Here is a 17940-nt window from a genome sequence, read left to right as displayed (position 1 = left end):
TTTTCAAAAGATCTTTCAGTTAGGAATATCCGTTTAGAAAAAGTGAACCGAAGCGATAGGAGAAAGAAAAATACTAAAAAAGTTCACGGCAAACAAAAGGAAAAGACACTTAACCTCTACCTGAGTCCTGACGAATTCAGACTTAATATTTCTTCCTCCGGCCTTTGCGTATATTCCGTTTTTATTTCCTTATCATATGCGAAGTAGATACTACCTTTCTATCTGAGTAAAATAAAGTGATTCATTCCATTTTTTCAAAGTGGCGGAAGAAAGGCATTCAACCGATCATCCGGACCCCAAACATCTTCTCCTTCTTTTTTGAACAGATTGATCCAAACAGGTAGATTATTACCGTTTAATTTTACAACTTCTTGAAGTTTTTTATTTTCATAGGGAGTTTCGGGAGAGGCATATACATATCTGCCAAGGTCTGAGTAATGAAGGCATGCAGCAAGTCCATCACCCCAACGACCCTTACGATTGGTTACGACCCACTTTCCGGTTTTCCTCTCCCTGCATGCAAATTGATGCCAGATATCACAGTGGCAAGTGGACCAATTCCCATCCGACCAAATCCGACCACAATGCTCTTTATCCTCTGCATTGCGTGGCTCACCTTTGCCCCATGACCAGACCGGTTGTTTCGCAAAATTGACATCAAATTGATCAATTCCAAAAACGTTTACTTCACAATCAAGCATGGACTGAATATCGCTATTTGTGAATGAGCTCTGGATCTTTCCATGACCGTTTGAGCTATCTGCGACACGAACTACTTCTGACTGATAAAGTGTTCTGGGAAAAACACAATTACGATTGCGAAATACCTTTGGTGAAAGTTGCACGCTCGGTACTTCCTTTGTTCCTGCAAAGAACTGTGCTTTGAAATACTTACTCCATTCTTCCGAGCCTTGACCGTTCTGACAGCTGTCACTCATCAATAGAATCCTTTGACCTGCGTTAACCATATCTTTCAATTTCGGCATATCTGAGGGGGAAGGTTGTTTTGAACAACTTCCAGAATAACGATATAACCATGAGCCTAAGGAATTTTTCAAAATATTAAGAACTTCGGAATAATGTCCGTCTAAATGATCTTTTATATAAATAAGCAGGACTTCATTTCTATTATTGGGTTTGGAAATCCAATCACGAATTTCTTCCAAACCCTGACGAAAAGTACGATCGGAAATTTTACAACCGGAGTGATTTGCCGCACCACCACAAAGAAGAAGTTCTTTGGTACCTTTTTTACTTCCGGTACTCCAATGGACCTCCAATTCGAGATAACGCACACCCAAACGAAGTTGATCACCAATGGTATATTTCTGGTTCGTATAAAAGGAGCTACTTTTTGTGTAAGCACTACTACTATAAGAATTATGAGTTCCATAAAAAAGTGCCCGAGTTATCGGAAGGTTCATATCAACTTGGGTTTTTCTTTGCAAACTAAGAACCTTATTCTCGTGTGATTTCTCGAAAATGTCGATTGGGTTTTGCACCACTTTTCCGCGATGTGCATGGAGATTTCCCATAGCTTCCAAAAAGAGAAAACTGATGAATACCCTCAGAATTTTTTTCATAATTTTCGCCTCATATAGTATTGTTCGCTATCTCTACAGAGAAAAAGCTCACAATCCATAATAACACATAATAGACTTATTTTTAAATTTTTGTCTTAATAAAGACAAAAATGTCAATATATCATAAATTTGCAATCTTTATTAAACCGACATAACAAGAAGAAGACGATCACTACCACATGAAGAAATTCATGTGATTGAAGGAAAAACTTTAAGGGCTTGCCCCAAAATCTGTCGAACGCCAATAGAAGCGATACGATTTGAATTTAACAAAAACGTAACAACTACTAGAATGTTCCGGCAATCAAGTCTGCTAGAAAGCCCATAAATCACCAATCTGTAGGAATTCACTACATTCAAGAAATAATATAGTGTCGCGACAATACAAGCCCCACAGGAGATAGTTTTGGGGCAAGTTCTAAGTTCCTTCTGTTGGTTTTCTTGTCTTGTGGTAAATGCTCGGCATCTAACACACGATTTTCAAGCCCGGAAGGAGAGCCATTTTATCTTAGTTTGGAAAATAGTTTCCTTAAATATCATTCTCTTAAAATTTTTGGATATAAGATTTCTTTGAAAATTGCAAAACTTAAGACGCCCCTAAGTTATCAACTTCCATTTTTGACTTTGGAGATAAAGTCACCAACGGCTTGCAAAATCTCACCAGTTTTAAACCAAGACATTAAAATGATACCGGAGGTAATAAAGAGACCATAAACGCTAATTCCTCCGAATCCTTCCGAGATCTTTGCATCTGGAAAAGATTTTAAAGTATAAAGGCCTAAAAATAAAAATAAAAGACCCAGAAAAAAAGCACGATTTGAAATACGAAAAAGATTTTTTTCGACTACAATGTAGTTTTCTAAACTTTTCTCCAATCCTTTTGCTTGGGAAGAATCAGGATGAACCGCTAAGATATCTTTTGCTTTGAGTGTTTGTTTCATAGATTTTTACCTAGAAAGAATTTTTTTGGCCATGTTTTTTGATTTAAAACCACATAACAAAGCCGGAAAACTTCGGATTCTTAATCCGAGCTTGTATAGATGCCTCCTTAAAAACTGAAATGAATTCACTCCACTCAAGGCTCACCTCAAGTGGCTTTTGTGATCGTACCACATAGAGAAGAAACTCCTACAGAATATTTTTGGACGTTTTGAACATGAACGTTTAAATCCACTTTATCGTAATTTAAAAGATCAAGTTCATTCCGGACGTGAACCCCGTTTACGTCCCAAAATGGGGAAGTTTGCACTAAGGCTTCGGAACCTCCATGAGAACCTTTAACCGAATAAAGACCTTCTTCGGTTCTATCTTCGCCGTCTTGAATACCGTATTTGAGAAAGATTTCTTTAGAAACTTTACCAGAACCCATTGTCCCTACCCTTGCTTCCCCACGATTTAGCACCTGGATAGATCTTAAAAGAATATTGTTAAAATGGTCAAAAGAATTGTCGTTTAACAAAATTTTTTTATTAATGATACTGATACCCTAATATAGATTAATACGAAATTGATTTCAAATCCAAGTATCGACCACTTCTATTTAAAATGAAAAAACTTAGATTCGGTTTTTTCAACCAAAGCCTGAATAAAACGATCTCATTTCGTATCCGCGATCTTAAATCCGTTCTTTTATAATTGAAATAATTTCTTTTCGGTTCCGTAAAAGGAAACTAAACCTTAGGATAAAGTTCCGCCTACACAACATTGAATTGTCTTTTTAAAAAATATCAAGGCCGATTTTTTTTACAATAAAAATGAAAATATAAGAATCTGTCCGGCCACAGCTTTTGGGATGTGCTGTAAAATTAGAACTGAAGTAACCCTTAGACATCACTTAAGAATCAAATTTCTTCGATTTTTAAATAACCAAAAAATAAACTATACAGAACCCATCCAAAAATCTTACGATAAATCATTCACAAGTTCACAACAAAACATAGAAAGTTCCCATAGATTACGTGCCCTAAGTATCGCATGTGCCGTAGAGTAGTTTTTGCTTTAAGCTCCTCTATAAGTTTTACATGTTAAAGTTTTAGGACAATTTTAAGAGATACCCGATGATCTCATATTTGGAACAAAGGTGAGAAACTTCTCATTGGTAAACATAAAGAAAAACATAGACGCCTGAGTCGTCGAAAGAATCTACAATTGACACAATCAATACGGTATTCTTTTCGTATGTCCGAGTAGTAATTTCTTTAATAAGCGATTTTGAGGCCGACTCTAAATAAGGCCAAAACCTTTTAAAAACGGATTTGCTAAAAACATCCGCACTACCTCCGGCAACTATGGAGCGTCCTCAAGAAACCCATAACCTTACCCACAAGTTAAGAAGGCTTTTGGGATCATAAGGATCAAAAACTGATATTTTTCAAGTGTTCCGACAAGAATGAGGCTTTTTACTTGCAAGAAGTATGATTTTGTGGTAAAGAAAACCTCCCGAGTCTTCCCACCGCCTCTCCCCTCCACCCAAAATCAGGGTGGGGCGTAAGTTTCACAGAGGATTTGTAGTAATTCCGACAGATTTATCTTCAGATCCAAGTATTTGTGGGTAAGGTTATGCAAGAAACCTGAGCGCATCATAATTATTTTTTCTGCCCAAGTTCATTAAATATTTTGCACGTTCCAGAGGAGTTTCCCCGAAGCCGTTTTTCACGGTTGGATCCGCGCCTTGCTGCAAAAGATATTCTGCAATTTCTTTCGAGCCTGCATCATACAGTGGAGTCTCCTGAGAAGCATTCTTACCGTTTACATTGGCGCCGTGTTCTACTAATTGTTTTACAATTTGAATGTTATGTTTTTGCTGTACTGCGTAGTGTAGAGGACTACTCCCGTCTTCCGCCAAAGTAGCATTGACATCGACTCCCCCTTTTCTAAGAGCAGCCTAATAATTTTGAGTCTTCTATCATTTTTTAGCGGAAGATTAGAATAGTGTTCTATAACGTTGAAGAATAGATAATTACAACGACGAAAAGAAATATCGCAATTCTTCACATTTGCATCAGCGCCTTTCTCTAAGAGGAGCCCAACGATTTCACTGTTCTCATTCTCGATAGCAAGATACAATAAAGATTTATTATAGACGGCGTTGTTTTGGAAATTCATATCGGCTCCTTTTTCTAAGAGGAGCCTCACGATTTCAACTTTCTCGTTCTCGTTCTTAATAGCAAAATACAATGGAGATGAACCAATGAATGTGGAATTCACAACCGCATCGCCAGTCTCAATGCAACGGCGAACCCCGGATAGATCGTTGTTCTCGATACTTCCGATCAGGAGGCCTGATTTCCAGGCCTCGGGAACTCTCGAATAGTAATATGCCGTCAACGGAATTGTAATAGGAAGTAAGATTGTATCTACCAAGAAGGACAAAGGAAGATCGATAATACTAAAAGGAAAATTCGTACCTATACCAGCAATTCAGTAGAATCGTGTCCCTGGATAAATCCAGAGAGGAGGATCCAAGGCGCTAAGATTTTTAGATAGTTCTGGAGAAACGGTTTTATCTGCGTATCTTGCCATGGACCAAACGCGTGTGGGTAAAATTTTGGCTTCTCCAAGCATTAGGATTGTGGCGCAATCCATCTGAGCGGCCATCGAAATCGTTATCATCATTCTGAACAAGATTTTCATTTTCTATTGCTCCCGATTACATTGGATTGTTCCATCCAATCCTCCAGTCCGATTCAATCTTTTTTAGCATTTTCATATCTTGTAAGTTCGGTATAAAACTTTCTAAGAAATAAAATAGGGAGGTTGTGTTCGTTCTTATTGTATTTACTTAACGTTGTCTTAATTCATAAGAAAATGAACTTATTCCGAGAACACAAATGTTTTAAGTGCGATCCAGGCCTTATTTTGAGGCCGACTCTAAAATTCCAAACTTTTTCATAAATTTCTTAGAATTTTGATTACGTTATAATACCAAAACTTGCCCCAAAACTAAGCGTAATATCTCAAAATAAATTCTCATTTTAAATGGAAGATTTTCCTCCTACTTTGTTGTATCTTACATGAAGTTATCCAAAATCAATCCGCGATTGCTCCTCTTTTTTCTTCTTTTCTGCTGTAAGAATTCAAATGAAGAATCTCCTCTACTTTTAGCGGGAGCTCTTCTAACAATCACACAACAAGCTGATATTCAAGACTTAATCTCCGGTCCGGTGTTAATCGATCAAGAAACAGAACTTACAAATTACAAATTTAAAATTTATAATCCGACTCAAAAATTCATTCTTGAAGCTTATTTCTCGAAACCGGCAGGGATGGGACCGTTTCCTTTGATCGTCCTGATGCACGGGTGTGCAGGCGCACATTCGAATAGTGACGTCACAAAACCCCCTTCCTCTCTTTACACAGAATGGGCCAACCGAGGAAAAAATTTAGGATATTCTACTCTCTTAATTGATAGCTTTACAACAAGAAACGCAGAACAAAATCAATGTAATAACGGGGCCAACGTAGGAACATCGGAAGTTACGGACAGACCGACGGATGCATACGCAACTTTGAGTTACGTAAAAAGATCTAAAGTTATCAACAACGATAAAATCGTTTTACTCGGATGGTCTCACGGAGGGAGTAGCGTTTTTTCAACAGTGGATACAAATTCGACGACTCAATACCGCTCGGAAAATCCGAGACCGTTTAAAGCGGTTATTTCCTTTTATCCTGGGTGCGGACTCAATAACGCATTCGGTGGAATTTCTGCGAGCCGATATCTTCCGTATACGCATATTAAAATCCTTGCGGCCGGGGCAGACCCGCTTTATACAGTAGGTTATTGCAATACGAGAATTTCAAGGGCTCAAACCTTAGGCGCAAGCGCCGCAACGAACAACTCGATCGCGATGACCGTATATCCAAACACACATCATAGCTTCGACGAGGCCCAAAGTGTTTCTTCCAAATTCGACAATAACGATGTGATCGCAAAACCGAATGCGGACCAAGAAGCGGTTAATTTCTTTCAACTGTATAATCCATAAGGAAAGCTTAATCTTGCTCCAGGAAGATGAAATCCGTTTTCAAGCAATTTTTCTGCGAGGCATTTATAAATAAACAAAGGAAGTCTCGTAAAAATAAAAATCGAGCTTTAGGGCGGCCATAAATTCTATTCTTTGATCCAATAAATGTTTTCACAAAAAAGGAAACAGATACAGTTAAAATAAAAGTTCCAAAACGTAACACTTCAATAAAGAATTGAATTGTTACGTACAATTTCGATTCTATTAAAAACTTATCCTGAAACGCAACCCATAGGAAAGTATAACATTACCCACAAATTAAGAAGGCTTTTGGGATCATAAGGATCAAAAACTGATATTTTTCAAGTGTTCCGACAAGAACGATGTTTTTTACTTGCAAAAAGTATGATTTTCTGATAGGAAAAAATCTCCCGAGTCTTCCCGCCTCCTCTCCCCTCCACCCAAAACGCGGGTGGGGCCGAGTCTGTTTCACGGAGGATTGTCGGAAGAGATCTAAGTAATTGTGGGTAAGGTGATGGTCGAAAAGCGGCAGTTTGAGTTAGCGCGACCCATAGGAAGCAGTAATTCCCGCAAATTACGTTTCTCTGTGGAATTGATAGATATTTAATATTAGACTAGGAGGAGTATCCTAAGATTTTGGGACAAGTTTCTGATATGGAGAAAAAAGATTATAGTGACGAAGTCCATCTGCATAGCTCGAAGATCGTTCGTTTTTTACTTTTTATTGCCGGTTCTATTTCGTTAATTTTAGGGATCATCGGAATTTTTACACCGATTCTTCCGACAACCCCTTTTTTACTTTTATCTGCAGCGTGTTATGCAAGAGCTTCCCATCAATTTTACAATTGGCTCATGAACAATCGGTACTTCGGTTCTTATATCCGCGATTGGAGGATTCATAAAACAATACCTATTAGAGCCAAAATCATCGCGATTTCCATGATTTTTTTGACGATTGGAACCACCGTATTTTTCTTTATTCCAATTTTAGTGGTAAAAATTCTAGTTTCACTGATCGGAATTCTTGTAGTGATTTATTTGATTCGGATTCCTACAAAACCAAGAATCTAAATTTTAGAAAAAGATCATGGACGTAAAATAAGACGTAAGAATCAAACGCATTATTTTTATTTTAAAAAACCTTACTCCCGAATTATTTAGATTCGAACATAAATGCAGATTTTCTAATGCATAAAAACCGAGAATTTTCAGAAAATTCTTCTTGTTAAAGTTTTTTTAAGCCGATTTATCAAATTGGCAAACATAGGAAATCGAAAAGGTACGTTCTCGGGAAAGGATGAAAAACTCCGTAAAAAATGAGTCCTAGAAAATTCTCCAGCACTAAACAAACGCCCCGATTCGTCCGTAAACCAAGTATACCATGACCACCAACTTTGCCACGGAAACAAACAAGCTTCGATTACGGAATAGGGTAACCCGCGCCTTTCGCCTTCCATCACTACATCACGAGCCCATTCCATAAAACGAAGTTTATCCAGGATCATTTGTTTAGGATCCTTACGACGAACTACAAAACGACTCCTTAGAATCGTTTCATCCGAAGTATAAACGTAACCGTGAGCACCAATCATAGTGCGTATATTCAGATTACAATAATTTTGTAATGTTCTAATCCAGTCGGCGCCCGACACATCGCGGTTAGGAGATGTAAATACAGTATGCATAAAAGAATCCCCGGCAAACAAAATACAATGTTTAGAATCATAAAAGGAAGCGTGACCGTCGCAATGTCCCGGCGATTGGATTACCTGGAGTGAAACGTCCTGGGTATCGACCGTAGTTTCCAGAGATTTCATATTCTCCGTATCATTTGAAATAGGTTGTCCGATAAATACTTTGCGCACTATGGAAAGATTTTCAGGGTTCCTTATAGCTTGCAACGTGGCCGAAGTCGCATAAACCGGAACATTTAGTTCGGAAAGAACCGTAGGGACGTTCCCGACATGTTCTTCATGCGCGTGGGTAAGGACAAGCGTATGAATGTCGCTTGATCGTCTTGCGACGTACTTTTTTATTTTTTTCCAACTAAAAATAGGTCCAGGATCAAACAATATATCACGGTAATGAATAGCCGTAAAACGTTCTCCGAAAATCACGGACAGGAATAAAGAAGAAACATTATTCATGTAGATTAATCGTAACGTATCCGAGAGTAAAATAATTTCTTTATTCCAAGTCCATAATGCAGCCAATAGATTAGAAAAAGAAATTCCTATCTGCCGGACCAATATCCAGGGAAGAAAAATAAAAAATAACGTCCAGTAACGTATCCAAAAGTAAATGATTGTTTTTCGGTTATTTTTCGGGAATAACGATGGAACGGGTGGAAACGATCTCATCGGTTTAAAATAAAAATCGAATCGATTTAATTTCTTTTCTTTCGAAATAAGGATCGAGTAGTTTTGCCAACTTCGGCCAATTGTGATGCGGAACCGTAGGGTAAAGGTGATGTTCCAAATGATAGAGATGTTCCATAGCGATAAAGGAAGCGATTCTTCCTCGAAACAATCGAGTTTGTTTTAAAAGATCTTCTTGAAAAGGATCGTGAGGAATGTACGAAGTAAAAAAAGGAATTACCCAACTACCGACGATCATCAAACTTACATAAATGAAAAATATAGGAAACACATTATAAAGAAGCAAAGCGCCTAGAATAATCGAAAAACATAATAAACCTTCCATCAGAACAAGTGTCCTTTTACGCCCGCCCGCTTTGAGCGCCCATAACCAAATTTTGACTTGAAACGTAATTCCACAAAACAAAACGCTTAAAAACGACAATTTAGATGCGTTCCCCTCTATGTCCTTATTTGTTGGAAAAGTTCGATGGTGATGTAAATGCGCCCTTTGATAGGCATGCCCACTACGTAACGCTAAGAGTTCTATTAAGGTCAAAAAAAAATGATTCCAAAATTTCGGAAGTTTTAGCGTACGATGAACTAAATCGTGGGAGACGGAAGCGTAGGTAATGAAACTTAAATATATAAGAATACAAACAGAGAAAAACCAAAGATCCTGTACTGCACAATAGAAATAAACGCCACAACAGACAAAAGGAGTCAAAAGAGACCGAACGATTTTATAAAACTTTACATTCAGTAAAGTCGAACTTAATTCGTTCAGTTTCGGTAAATCGGTAGGGCGACGTATCATTTTTATACTGGCTCAATTCTATGAAGTTACTTCAATCAAAAAAATCGTACTTAAGGTGAATTCAATGTAAGGAAATCTGAACAATAAAAAACTATAACTTGTCCCAAAACTTCGGTGGAAAAATCATCGCAATTTTTTCACAAAACCAAAAACTTCCCAAAGATCGGTCGTTTTACATTATCTTTGTGTTCTTTTGCGGAAAATCTCCATAAAGAACCACATCAAATATACCGTTATTTTCTAAATTTTTTGTACAAAGTTCATTTTAGAAAACGCCGGTTCCACAACACACCTCATAAGAAGCACGGGCTTCAATTTCTGCAACATGATGATAAAGAATGTTCAATAGAATAGAGTTGTTAAAAAGTTCATTCTTCACCCGTTTCTGCTTCACGAAAACGGTCGATTAAAACAGTTTTGTTAATCCGGATTATGGAATTTTTCAACAACTCTATTGAATTTCTCCCGCACTTGGGGACAAACTCAATGAACCGCTTCCCAAGGGAAACAATCCAGGCGAGAAAATTAGAGAGGTTTTTATTTATCAGAAAATCATACTTTTCGCAAGTAAAATCCCGCTCTTATAAAAACAGTTAAAAATGTGCGTTTTCGGTTCTCTTCTTATTCCAAAACCATTTTCAAGGTTACAGTTCTTATGGATCGCGAACTCAAAACGTTCAGTATGGAGATCGCGAAGGAAACATGTGAAATACCTTAGAATCGTTCTCCTTCAAAAGTTCCGCGACATCCAAAATCTCTAGAATCTTACTTCGCTTTTCCGGCTCTTCTTGAAGCCAGGAATTCACAAAAGATTCGAGTCTTTTATAATCTTTAATAAATGAAAGAGAACGGATGTATTCGATCTTGTCTTCTTCTTGGGCGATTTTTAACTGAACGATAGCTTGATACGTTATGGCTGCCGCTCTATAGTTTCCTATATTGTAATAGGCACGAGCTAAAAATCGTTTTTCCTGAAAAGGGAGTTCTCCGTATTGAGTGTAAATTTCAATCGCTTTTCTATAATTTTGATGAATCTCCATTACAAGTCTCGCATGGATCAACATGTATTCCCGAGATATAAAACCTTCCTTAACGAAATCAACACACTGAGAATAAGCATCCGCCTTATTGCCCAAAAGAAAATTGGATTTCAGAAGAAGAAGTTTTGCGGCCCTAAAATTCGGTTTGAGTTCGATCGCTCTTTCCGCTTCGGCCTTCGCTCGAAGAAAGTTTCCGGTTTCAAAATAAGCCAACGCCAAATTGATTCTATAAAACGGATTATAATTGGAAAGCTCCGCCGCTTTCTGAAAATATTCCAAGGACTTTGCCCATTTGGACTTTTGAACAAAGATCATTCCTAATAGATAATAAGACGGGTCGTGACTCGGATGAATCTGAACCGCTTTCAAAAGAAAATCTTCCGCTTGAGGATATTTTCCCTGCGCGTAAAGATAAGAACCTTTCAAATAGTGGTATTCCACCGAACTTGCATCCAACTTTCTGATTTTATCTATGTTGACGGAAGCTTTAGCGAGGTTGTTGGCACGAATGAGATTTACAGTTTCAGTGTTCAAAGCGGTGATTTGAACCCTACGACGGGCCGTGTCGAGATTTCCCGGAGAATTATCCAAATTAGAAATGGGAGAACTATGATTCTCATGTTCGTCATCCGGAAAAATTTCTCCTGCAAGAAAAATCAATAACAGACATGAAAACAAAAGACGATTCATACGATTGTCTTTATCCGAAAAGAATCAAACTTGATTCAATTCTTTTCGCCCGAAGAAGATTTACTGTCGCTTCCAGGTTTTCCGGAATCGCTTTTAGAGTCATTTAATTTAGAGGAATTCGAAGAATTGTTACTGCTCTTCCTGTCTTCTCCCTTCTTAACGACTTTTTTAAACTTCTGCTCTTCTTTTTTTACGACTTCCTCCTCTTCTTGGATCCGCTTTTTTTCTCTTTTACTTTTCGAGATCTGAGTTTTGTTTTTTACGGAGCCCTTATTCAGACCTTGAAACTCTTTATCGGAAATTTCCTTTTGTTTGTTTTGATTTTCTTCTTTTTTATATTTGATTTCTTCTAATTCTTTTTCGTTCTGAAGTTCGCTGAACTCGCCCTTTACAAAATATTCAATACCATCTTCTTTCTTATTGAGGAGTTGTAATTCTTTCTCGTTTACTTTAAGAATTCTATATTCAAGGTCAAACGCAAGATCGGCAAGATTGAAATTAATATCGTCCTCTTTCATTTTATAAGTAAGATGGAAATTATCGTATTTGGCAAGACCATCAGGAAGAATAAGTAGATGACTTCCTTTATCAAGACTTACACATTCTCCTTTTTCGGAACATTTTTTGACTTTTATCCAATCCCCTAAAATCAACTCTTCCTTTTTTTTACAAACCGCGAATAAAAATGGGATCAAAACAAAAATGAGAAAGACCTTTTTCATAGATTCAAACATAGAAATGTGCCCCCCACTGTCCAATGAAAATCATATCCCCCCAAGAAACAAATCAAGAGACCCCAACGGAATGGAAATAATTTTCAAGGATTGAGTGAGGATTTATCGAATGTCCAAATATTCTTTCAAGCTTAGGATTTCGAACGTATTGAGAAGATCGGGATGAATTGCGCTGATTGTACAGGAAATTCCTTCAGAACGAGCATTCTTTAAAAACCAAACGAGAGAACTGATTGAAATGGAATTCATCATAGGAATATTTCCCAAGTTAAGAACGATACTTTTCGGTTTTTTATCGATCGCATCCATCAGCATTCTCCTGAACGTATAGTAATCATTAAAAAGAGTCGTAAGATCGGGAGTGATTTCGATCGTTTCAGGTGTTTCTGACATAAAAATTCATTTCAAAGTTTCCCCATATGCTCCGTAAACTTCGGACAAAAAAACTTTCTCTTGGAAAAAATCTCTCTTGGAAATCGCAAATTCAACCGATTTTTTGGAGGGAGAAGAAATAATGTTCGAGAAAACCCATTTCATGAAAACCCAGGATCTCCTGGAAAGAGGAATGAATAATTCTATTCTCAAAAGAAAAGTAATTTCGGACAACATCGCCAACGCGGACGTTCCTCATTTCAAAAGATCCGAAGTAATCTTCGAATCGATGATAAAAAGAGCGATCGAGTCCGAGAAAATCGAAACTCTGAAAGAAGTACCGACTCAAATTTCGGACGAACGTCATATTCAATTTTTCAAACCTCTGGATTATCGAGAAGTTCAGCCGAAAACAAACATAGATTACTTAACGACCATGAGAGCCGACGGAAATAACGTGGATGTGGAAAAGGAAGTCGTGGAAGCTTCCAATTCTCAAATGCAATACATGATAATGACCGAAAGACTCAATCAGAACTACAGAGATCTAAAACAGGTTATGAGAATGGCTTAAAAGTCTGGATTGAATCTTCTCTCATCCATTTTAATGAGGCATAATTTTACTTTTTAGGAAGCAGCATGGGACTTTTTTCATCGATCAATATTTCCGCAACCGGTTTATCCGCTCAAAGACTCAGAATGGATGTTATTTCCAATAACATCGCAAACTCGACCACGACTCGAAATACAAACGGGGATGGTCCATTTAGAAGAGATCGAGTCGTGATGACTCCGATCAATTTGAGGACCAGATGGAGAAGTCCGGTTTACCCGTTCGGAGTCGCTCCCGGAGAAGGCAAGGGTGTGAAGGTAATGAAAATAGAAAAGGACATGACCCCTCTTCGATTGGTTTATGATCCGACGCACCCGGACGCGATTCAGATCGGCCCCAAAAAAGGATATGTGGAAATGCCTAACGTAAACATCGTAACGGAAATGACAGACATGATTTCAGCATCCAGATCCTATGAAGCGAATGTTCAAATGATCAACGGATCCAAAGCGATGTTCAATAAGGCGTTGGAAATAGGTAGAGCTTAATCATGGAAATCAATTCTAATTCCTCTCTTTGGTATACATATAACTCTGGTTATACGGGAAACAAACCTCATCCACTCAGTCCGAAAGGCGACAAGGTAAACGTTTTCACCACGGAGGATAGACATTACAAAGACGTAAAACAACCGGTTTCTCCCGATTACGTCGCGGAAAGTTTTTCGGAGGCGATGAAAAACGCCCTAACTTCCGTAAACGATCTTCAAGTGGAAGCGGACGAGTTGACTCAAAAGATGGTTTTCGATCCGAACTCCGTAGACGCTCACGAAGTGATGATCGCTTCCGAAAAAGCAAGAGTGGCTCTGACATTCACAAAGACGATCGCCGACGGAGTAGTCCGTGCTTATAGAGAACTCACTTCTTTAAGATAAGGCTTTTTTGTCCTAACCGGACAACCCCACAAATTACCTTCCAAATCGATTTAGGGATTTGTAAAGAATTGGAAGAGTATATTTTGTCCGATCTGTGTTTTGGTTTTTGCATGTAACTTTGCCGCGACACCGTTCTTAGAATGTAGGAACTCCTACAATTTCAAACCGCGATAAAAACACAAAAAGACCGTCGACCTAAAAAAGGCGCGACGGCTGATTTTTTTAAACCCACGGTTTAGTTGAGACTACGGCTTGATCTTCTTAATCAGTTTCAGATCCGCTTTGTTAAAAACGGTGATCTGAATACTACCGGAACTTTCTTCCTTACCGGTAACATAAATTTTTTCACCATAGAAGGTGACGTTCGAATTCGGACTAATCTCTTCCGAAGACTTAGCCTGTTTTTTTAGATCCTTGCCGAAACGTGAAAGATAATATTTTTCCTCAACTTCTTCAAAGGCGTAGATTTCATCACCTTTTACGATCATAGGAGATCTCCAGAAAATATTGTCCGTCGCCGAAAGAGTCGGCTTCAAGGTTTCCTGATCGATCAAAATCAACTTATGATTGGAAGAGTGACCGTCTTCAAAACCTATGACCAAAGCCTTTCCATCCACGATCTCGAAAGTCCTACCGCAGATCTTGTTGAAGTCCCCTCTAAAAATCGTGTCGTCCTTGGTGGGATCTAAAACCTGGAGCTCGTTATTATAATGTCCCTTATCCAGGTATTTCAGAGTTTTTAAGAAAAGAATTTTTCCTCCGACCACATTCTTATCGAATTCCTCTTTTTTCTTTTCTTCCTCCTTTTTGATTTCTAATTCCTTTTTAGTTTCCGCGAGTTCTTTCTTCAACTCCGCCTCCGACTTCTTGTTACCGGAATCACTTCCGGATTTACTATCACCCGAATTACTCTTAGAATCGGATTTAGAGGAACTTGAAGAGTTGGAAGAAGTAGAAGTAGAATCCGTCTTATTATTCTTCCTCTCTTCGTTTTTTTTAACGACTTCTTTTTCCTTTTCCTTTAACTTTTGCTCTTCTTTCTGAGCGGATTCCTTTTCTTTTTGAATCTGTTCTTTTTCCTTTTTCTTTTCTGCGATCTGAGTTTTATTTTTTACCGGATCTTTATTGAGCTCTTGGAGTTCCTTATCGGTTTTTACTTCCCTATCGGAAATTTCTTTTTGTTTATTCTGGTTCTCTTCTTTTCTACGCTTTACTTCCTCTAGTTCTTTCCTGTTTTTTTCGTTTTGAAGATCGCCAAACTTATCCTTTTCAGACTGCCCTTCCTTTTTCTTATCCAACTCCTTATTGACCTCGTCTTCCAATTCGTCCGTATGAACGTCTTTACCGAGAACGTCTTCGACAAGAGGAATCAAAATCTGAGTTTTTCCAGGCCATTCGGAATAACGTCTGGAAATTCCGATGGAATTCGGGTTTACAAACTTAATTACGGAATTGGAATATTTCTTTCCGATATAACTCTTATCTTTCCTATGAATGGCATTGTAATATAAAATATAAGTGGCGAGAATCTCGGAATTTTTGTCGTCATAACCGAAGTTAGATTTTACAAATCCGGCGAGGATTCTTTGAATCGAATTGACATGTCCGTAATCGGAATCTTCCGAAATCGCAAAAACGTCCGCTCCAAATTTCTTTCCCTCGGGAACAATTCTGGTTATACTAATTCCACCTTGTGTATGAGTTTTATCGGGCTCTTTTTTCAGAATGTCCGCAAGACCTGAACCTACTTTTTCGTTGGTTCCCCGCACTTCCTCACCGGCTCTCGCAGAAGATCGATTGATAAACCGAACTCTCTGAGAAGATCGAATTTCCTTTTCTCCGAGTTTGGAATTATCCTGAGAAAATAACGATAAAGAAAAAGCAAAACATACAAATACGAACCAGATTCTGAACATTCTAAAATTCTCCTTTTATTTCCCAAAGTGAAAGACTCGTTTGATCGGAGAATATGTTATTCTCAGGCATTCTATCGAGACAAGGATTTTTCCCGATCCGGAGTTTTCTTTGTCGGAAGAAAGTTGATCCCCAACCTCCCTTTTGTAACCTATCCCTTATGTATTTGTTCCAAGAAAGAATCTACAATTTCGGCGCGGGTCCGGCGATGCTTCCCAACGAAGTAATGGAGATCGCAGCGGCCGAATTCTTAAACTATAAAGGCTCCGGAATGTCCGTTATGGAAGTCAGTCACAGAGAACCTCTTTTTGAAGATGTGATCAAAAAAGCAGAAATTCTTTTGCGCGAGCTTCTCGATCTTGAAGACGATTACTCCGTCGCATTTTTTTCGGGAGGAGCCACTTTACATTTTTCCGCTTTACCTCTCAATCTTCTGAAAGAAGGAGAAAGTTTCGACATAGCTCATACCGGAATCTGGACAAAAAAAGCTTGGGAAGAAGGTCTTAAATTCAACGAAGTCAACGTTATCCACGACGCGACGGAAAATCATTTTACAGATACTCCGGTATTGACCGACGCAAACCTTTCCGGAAAAGGAAAATATCTTCATATTACTTCTAACAATACAATCTACGGATCTCAATATCCCGAACTCCCTAAAATCAAACGGGTCCCTCTCGTTGCCGATATGACGAGCGAACTATTATCCCGTAAAATCAACGTGAAAGATTTCGGAATCATTTTTGCCGGCGCTCAAAAAAACATCGGGCCTTCCGGACTCAGTCTCGCAATTATCCGAAACGATCTACTCGGAATTTCAGGAAGAAAAATTCCGGTTCTTTTAGATTATTCCGTGATGGTAAAGAACCAATCTCTTTACAATACTCCTGCCACGTATTCTATTTATATCGCTAAACTCGTTTTTGAGTGGCTCTTAAAGTTAGGCGGAATCGAAGCTATCGAAAAGGTTAACGAGCAAAAAGCAAACTTAATCTACGACTTTATCGATTCTTCGTCCTTATATACATGCCCGGTTCAAAAAAGATCCCGCTCCAAGATGAACGTGGTATTTTTACTCAGAGACAAGAATTTGGATTCCAAGTTTTTGGACGAAGCGGAAAAGAACGGCTTGCACGGTTTAGGCGGACATAGATTGGTGGGAGGATTTAGAGCTTCGATTTATAATTCCATGCCTCTGGCAGGCGTTCAAAAACTCGTCTCTTTTATGAAGGAATTTGAATCCAAAACTTGATGAAATTTTCACCTTTTAGAAATATCTTTTTGACCTCGATATCGATCGGAATTTATTCCGGAAGTCTTATTGCTTCCGGACTGAATTTCAATACACAATCCCCGATTCAGGATTGTTTTACAAACGAGATTACTTCTTCCGAACTCTCGAACTTATATAAATCCTCTCTTCCCTTGGAAGAGAAAAAAAGGATCGCAGAAACGATCTCGTACAAAGAAGGAAAATCCAGATTTCAATCGATCTCCTGTATTCAAGCCAAGAATCTATCAGAGGAGGATCATGCAAAACTTCTTCTGGATTGGAATCGTCATCTATTCACATACGAAGAACTGAATTCTTACTATGAAAATTACGTTCTTTCGGATGAAAAGACAAGGTCCTTGAATTCGATCGAATGGGAACTTCTCACGACATACCTCAAACAAAAAAAAGAGCTTTTGACCCGGCTCAACCATGCGACCGGTTTCGCACTCAAAGGAGAAAAAATCTCCGAAGAAAATTTTTCGATGATCTATCTTTCGTTATTCCTCCTTCAAGTGGAGTTTTGGGATGCGATGCCTAAAACTTACAAAAATTCCGTTCTTTAAACCGACTTGTCCGCTTATTGTTTTCGTAAAGAACCGACATTGGTATAATTAGCCGACCTTAAAGCTTAGGATCGTTCGATGGGATGATTTAAACATTAAAAGAATTATTTGCTTGAAAC

The 17940-nt window shown here is 38.3% G+C and carries 16 protein-coding genes and 1 pseudogene; 7 read left to right on the top strand and 10 right to left on the bottom strand.

Features of this window, described 5'->3' with window-relative positions; genetic code table 11:
• Nucleotides 1–254: 254 nt before the first annotated feature.
• The 4 genes and pseudogenes from CLV95_RS08575 to CLV95_RS08555 form a co-directional block, all read right to left on the bottom strand.
• Entirely contained in the window at nt 255–1583 is a 1329-nt protein-coding gene (locus CLV95_RS08575) for a phosphatidylinositol-specific phospholipase C domain-containing protein (protein ID WP_002727588.1), read from the bottom strand.
• Nucleotides 1584–2188: 605 nt separating this feature from the next.
• The gene (locus CLV95_RS08570) at nt 2189–2524 is read right to left on the bottom strand and encodes a hypothetical protein (RefSeq protein WP_002727559.1); all 336 of its coding nucleotides are present in this window, start codon (nt 2522–2524) and stop codon (nt 2189–2191) included.
• Between the two features lie 146 nt (nt 2525–2670).
• Complete coding sequence (locus CLV95_RS08565; protein WP_002727578.1) at nt 2671–2952, bottom strand: hypothetical protein; 282 nt, start codon at nt 2950–2952, stop codon at nt 2671–2673.
• Between the two features lie 1188 nt (nt 2953–4140).
• Nucleotides 4141–5216 (bottom strand): annotated as a pseudogene (locus CLV95_RS08555) (ankyrin repeat domain-containing protein).
• Nucleotides 5217–5596: 380 nt separating this feature from the next.
• Between CLV95_RS08555 and CLV95_RS08550 the strand changes: the two are divergent.
• Together CLV95_RS08550 and CLV95_RS08540 are read left to right on the top strand one after the other, a co-directional pair.
• A complete protein-coding gene (locus tag CLV95_RS08550; RefSeq protein WP_002735072.1) occupies nt 5597–6571 on the top strand; it encodes a dienelactone hydrolase family protein in 975 nt (324 codons plus the stop codon).
• Nucleotides 6572–7225: 654 nt separating this feature from the next.
• Entirely contained in the window at nt 7226–7642 is a 417-nt protein-coding gene (locus CLV95_RS08540) for a YbaN family protein (protein ID WP_002727570.1), read from the top strand.
• 137 nt (nt 7643–7779) lie between these two features.
• Here CLV95_RS08540 and CLV95_RS08535 read toward each other — a convergent pair whose 3' ends face one another.
• The 5 genes from CLV95_RS08535 to CLV95_RS08515 all read right to left on the bottom strand — a co-directional run bounded on the left by CLV95_RS08535 (nt 7780) and on the right by CLV95_RS08515 (nt 12602).
• The gene (locus tag CLV95_RS08535; protein ID WP_002734874.1) at nt 7780–8931 is read right to left on the bottom strand and encodes an MBL fold metallo-hydrolase; all 1152 of its coding nucleotides are present in this window, start codon (nt 8929–8931) and stop codon (nt 7780–7782) included.
• Between the two features lie 4 nt (nt 8932–8935).
• Nucleotides 8936–9745, bottom strand: coding sequence for a fatty acid desaturase family protein (locus CLV95_RS08530; protein WP_002734972.1), 810 nt, complete (start codon nt 9743–9745; stop codon nt 8936–8938).
• Between the two features lie 677 nt (nt 9746–10422).
• Nucleotides 10423–11475, bottom strand: a complete 1053-nt coding sequence (locus tag CLV95_RS08525) for a tetratricopeptide repeat protein (RefSeq protein ID WP_002734820.1) — start codon at nt 11473–11475, stop codon at nt 10423–10425.
• Between the two features lie 35 nt (nt 11476–11510).
• The gene (locus tag CLV95_RS08520; protein ID WP_002736339.1) at nt 11511–12209 is read right to left on the bottom strand and encodes an LIC10301 family lipoprotein; all 699 of its coding nucleotides are present in this window, start codon (nt 12207–12209) and stop codon (nt 11511–11513) included.
• Between the two features lie 102 nt (nt 12210–12311).
• Nucleotides 12312–12602, bottom strand: a complete 291-nt coding sequence (locus CLV95_RS08515; protein ID WP_002727566.1) for an STAS domain-containing protein — start codon at nt 12600–12602, stop codon at nt 12312–12314.
• A gap of 121 nt (nt 12603–12723) precedes the next feature.
• Here CLV95_RS08515 and flgB point away from each other — a divergent pair, with 121 nt between their 5' ends.
• The 3 genes from flgB to fliE all read left to right on the top strand — a co-directional run bounded on the left by flgB (nt 12724) and on the right by fliE (nt 14068).
• A complete protein-coding gene (gene flgB / locus CLV95_RS08510) occupies nt 12724–13155 on the top strand; it encodes a flagellar basal body rod protein FlgB (protein WP_002730962.1) in 432 nt (143 codons plus the stop codon).
• A gap of 65 nt (nt 13156–13220) precedes the next feature.
• A complete protein-coding gene (gene flgC, locus CLV95_RS08505; protein WP_002627830.1) occupies nt 13221–13682 on the top strand; it encodes a flagellar basal body rod protein FlgC in 462 nt (153 codons plus the stop codon).
• Between the two features lie 2 nt (nt 13683–13684).
• On the top strand, nt 13685–14068 hold the full coding sequence (gene fliE / locus CLV95_RS08500) for a flagellar hook-basal body complex protein FliE (protein WP_002727580.1): 384 nt from the start codon (nt 13685–13687) through the stop codon (nt 14066–14068).
• A 245-nt stretch (nt 14069–14313) separates the two neighbouring features.
• Here the strand turns inward: fliE and CLV95_RS08495 are convergent, their stop codons facing one another.
• On the bottom strand, nt 14314–15984 hold the full coding sequence (locus CLV95_RS08495; RefSeq protein ID WP_002734823.1) for a P83/100 family protein: 1671 nt from the start codon (nt 15982–15984) through the stop codon (nt 14314–14316).
• Between the two features lie 158 nt (nt 15985–16142).
• Between CLV95_RS08495 and serC the strand changes: the two genes are divergently transcribed.
• Both serC and CLV95_RS08485 read left to right on the top strand, forming a co-directional pair.
• Nucleotides 16143–17234, top strand: coding sequence for a 3-phosphoserine/phosphohydroxythreonine transaminase (gene serC, locus CLV95_RS08490; RefSeq protein ID WP_042716709.1), 1092 nt, complete (start codon nt 16143–16145; stop codon nt 17232–17234).
• Nucleotides 17234–17821 (top strand): hypothetical protein, encoded by a 588-nt coding sequence (locus tag CLV95_RS08485; protein ID WP_002727636.1) that lies wholly within the window; start codon nt 17234–17236, stop codon nt 17819–17821. The genes serC and CLV95_RS08485 overlap by 1 nt, the downstream gene beginning before the upstream one ends.
• The last annotated feature ends 119 nt before the right edge of the window (nt 17822–17940 follow it).

Source organism: Leptospira borgpetersenii serovar Javanica, assembly GCF_003046425.1.
Lineage (GTDB): Bacteria > Spirochaetota > Leptospiria > Leptospirales > Leptospiraceae > Leptospira > Leptospira borgpetersenii.
Note: the sequence above shows the minus strand (reverse complement) of the source record. Positions and strands in the feature narration are given on the sequence as shown.

Bases quoted from the DNA above. Each gene is read 5' to 3' on its own strand.
- CLV95_RS08535 (WP_002734874.1), bottom strand. From the start codon at position 8,931: ATGAGATCGTTTCCACCCGTTCCATCGTTATTCCCGAAAAATAACCGA.
- fliE (WP_002727580.1), top strand. From the start codon at position 13,685: ATGGAAATCAATTCTAATTCCTCTCTTTGGTATACATATAACTCTGGT.
- flgB (WP_002730962.1), top strand. From the start codon at position 12,724: ATGTTCGAGAAAACCCATTTCATGAAAACCCAGGATCTCCTGGAAAGA.
- CLV95_RS08525 (WP_002734820.1), bottom strand. From the start codon at position 11,475: ATGAATCGTCTTTTGTTTTCATGTCTGTTATTGATTTTTCTTGCAGGA.
- CLV95_RS08570 (WP_002727559.1), bottom strand. From the start codon at position 2,524: ATGAAACAAACACTCAAAGCAAAAGATATCTTAGCGGTTCATCCTGAT.
- CLV95_RS08515 (WP_002727566.1), bottom strand. From the start codon at position 12,602: ATGTCAGAAACACCTGAAACGATCGAAATCACTCCCGATCTTACGACT.
- CLV95_RS08530 (WP_002734972.1), bottom strand. From the start codon at position 9,745: ATGATACGTCGCCCTACCGATTTACCGAAACTGAACGAATTAAGTTCG.
- CLV95_RS08565 (WP_002727578.1), bottom strand. From the start codon at position 2,952: ATGGGTTCTGGTAAAGTTTCTAAAGAAATCTTTCTCAAATACGGTATT.
- flgC (WP_002627830.1), top strand. From the start codon at position 13,221: ATGGGACTTTTTTCATCGATCAATATTTCCGCAACCGGTTTATCCGCT.
- serC (WP_042716709.1), top strand. From the start codon at position 16,143: ATGTATTTGTTCCAAGAAAGAATCTACAATTTCGGCGCGGGTCCGGCG.
- CLV95_RS08575 (WP_002727588.1), bottom strand. From the start codon at position 1,583: ATGAAAAAAATTCTGAGGGTATTCATCAGTTTTCTCTTTTTGGAAGCT.
- CLV95_RS08495 (WP_002734823.1), bottom strand. From the start codon at position 15,984: ATGTTCAGAATCTGGTTCGTATTTGTATGTTTTGCTTTTTCTTTATCG.
- CLV95_RS08520 (WP_002736339.1), bottom strand. From the start codon at position 12,209: ATGTTTGAATCTATGAAAAAGGTCTTTCTCATTTTTGTTTTGATCCCA.
- CLV95_RS08540 (WP_002727570.1), top strand. From the start codon at position 7,226: ATGGAGAAAAAAGATTATAGTGACGAAGTCCATCTGCATAGCTCGAAG.
- CLV95_RS08550 (WP_002735072.1), top strand. From the start codon at position 5,597: ATGAAGTTATCCAAAATCAATCCGCGATTGCTCCTCTTTTTTCTTCTT.
- CLV95_RS08485 (WP_002727636.1), top strand. From the start codon at position 17,234: ATGAAATTTTCACCTTTTAGAAATATCTTTTTGACCTCGATATCGATC.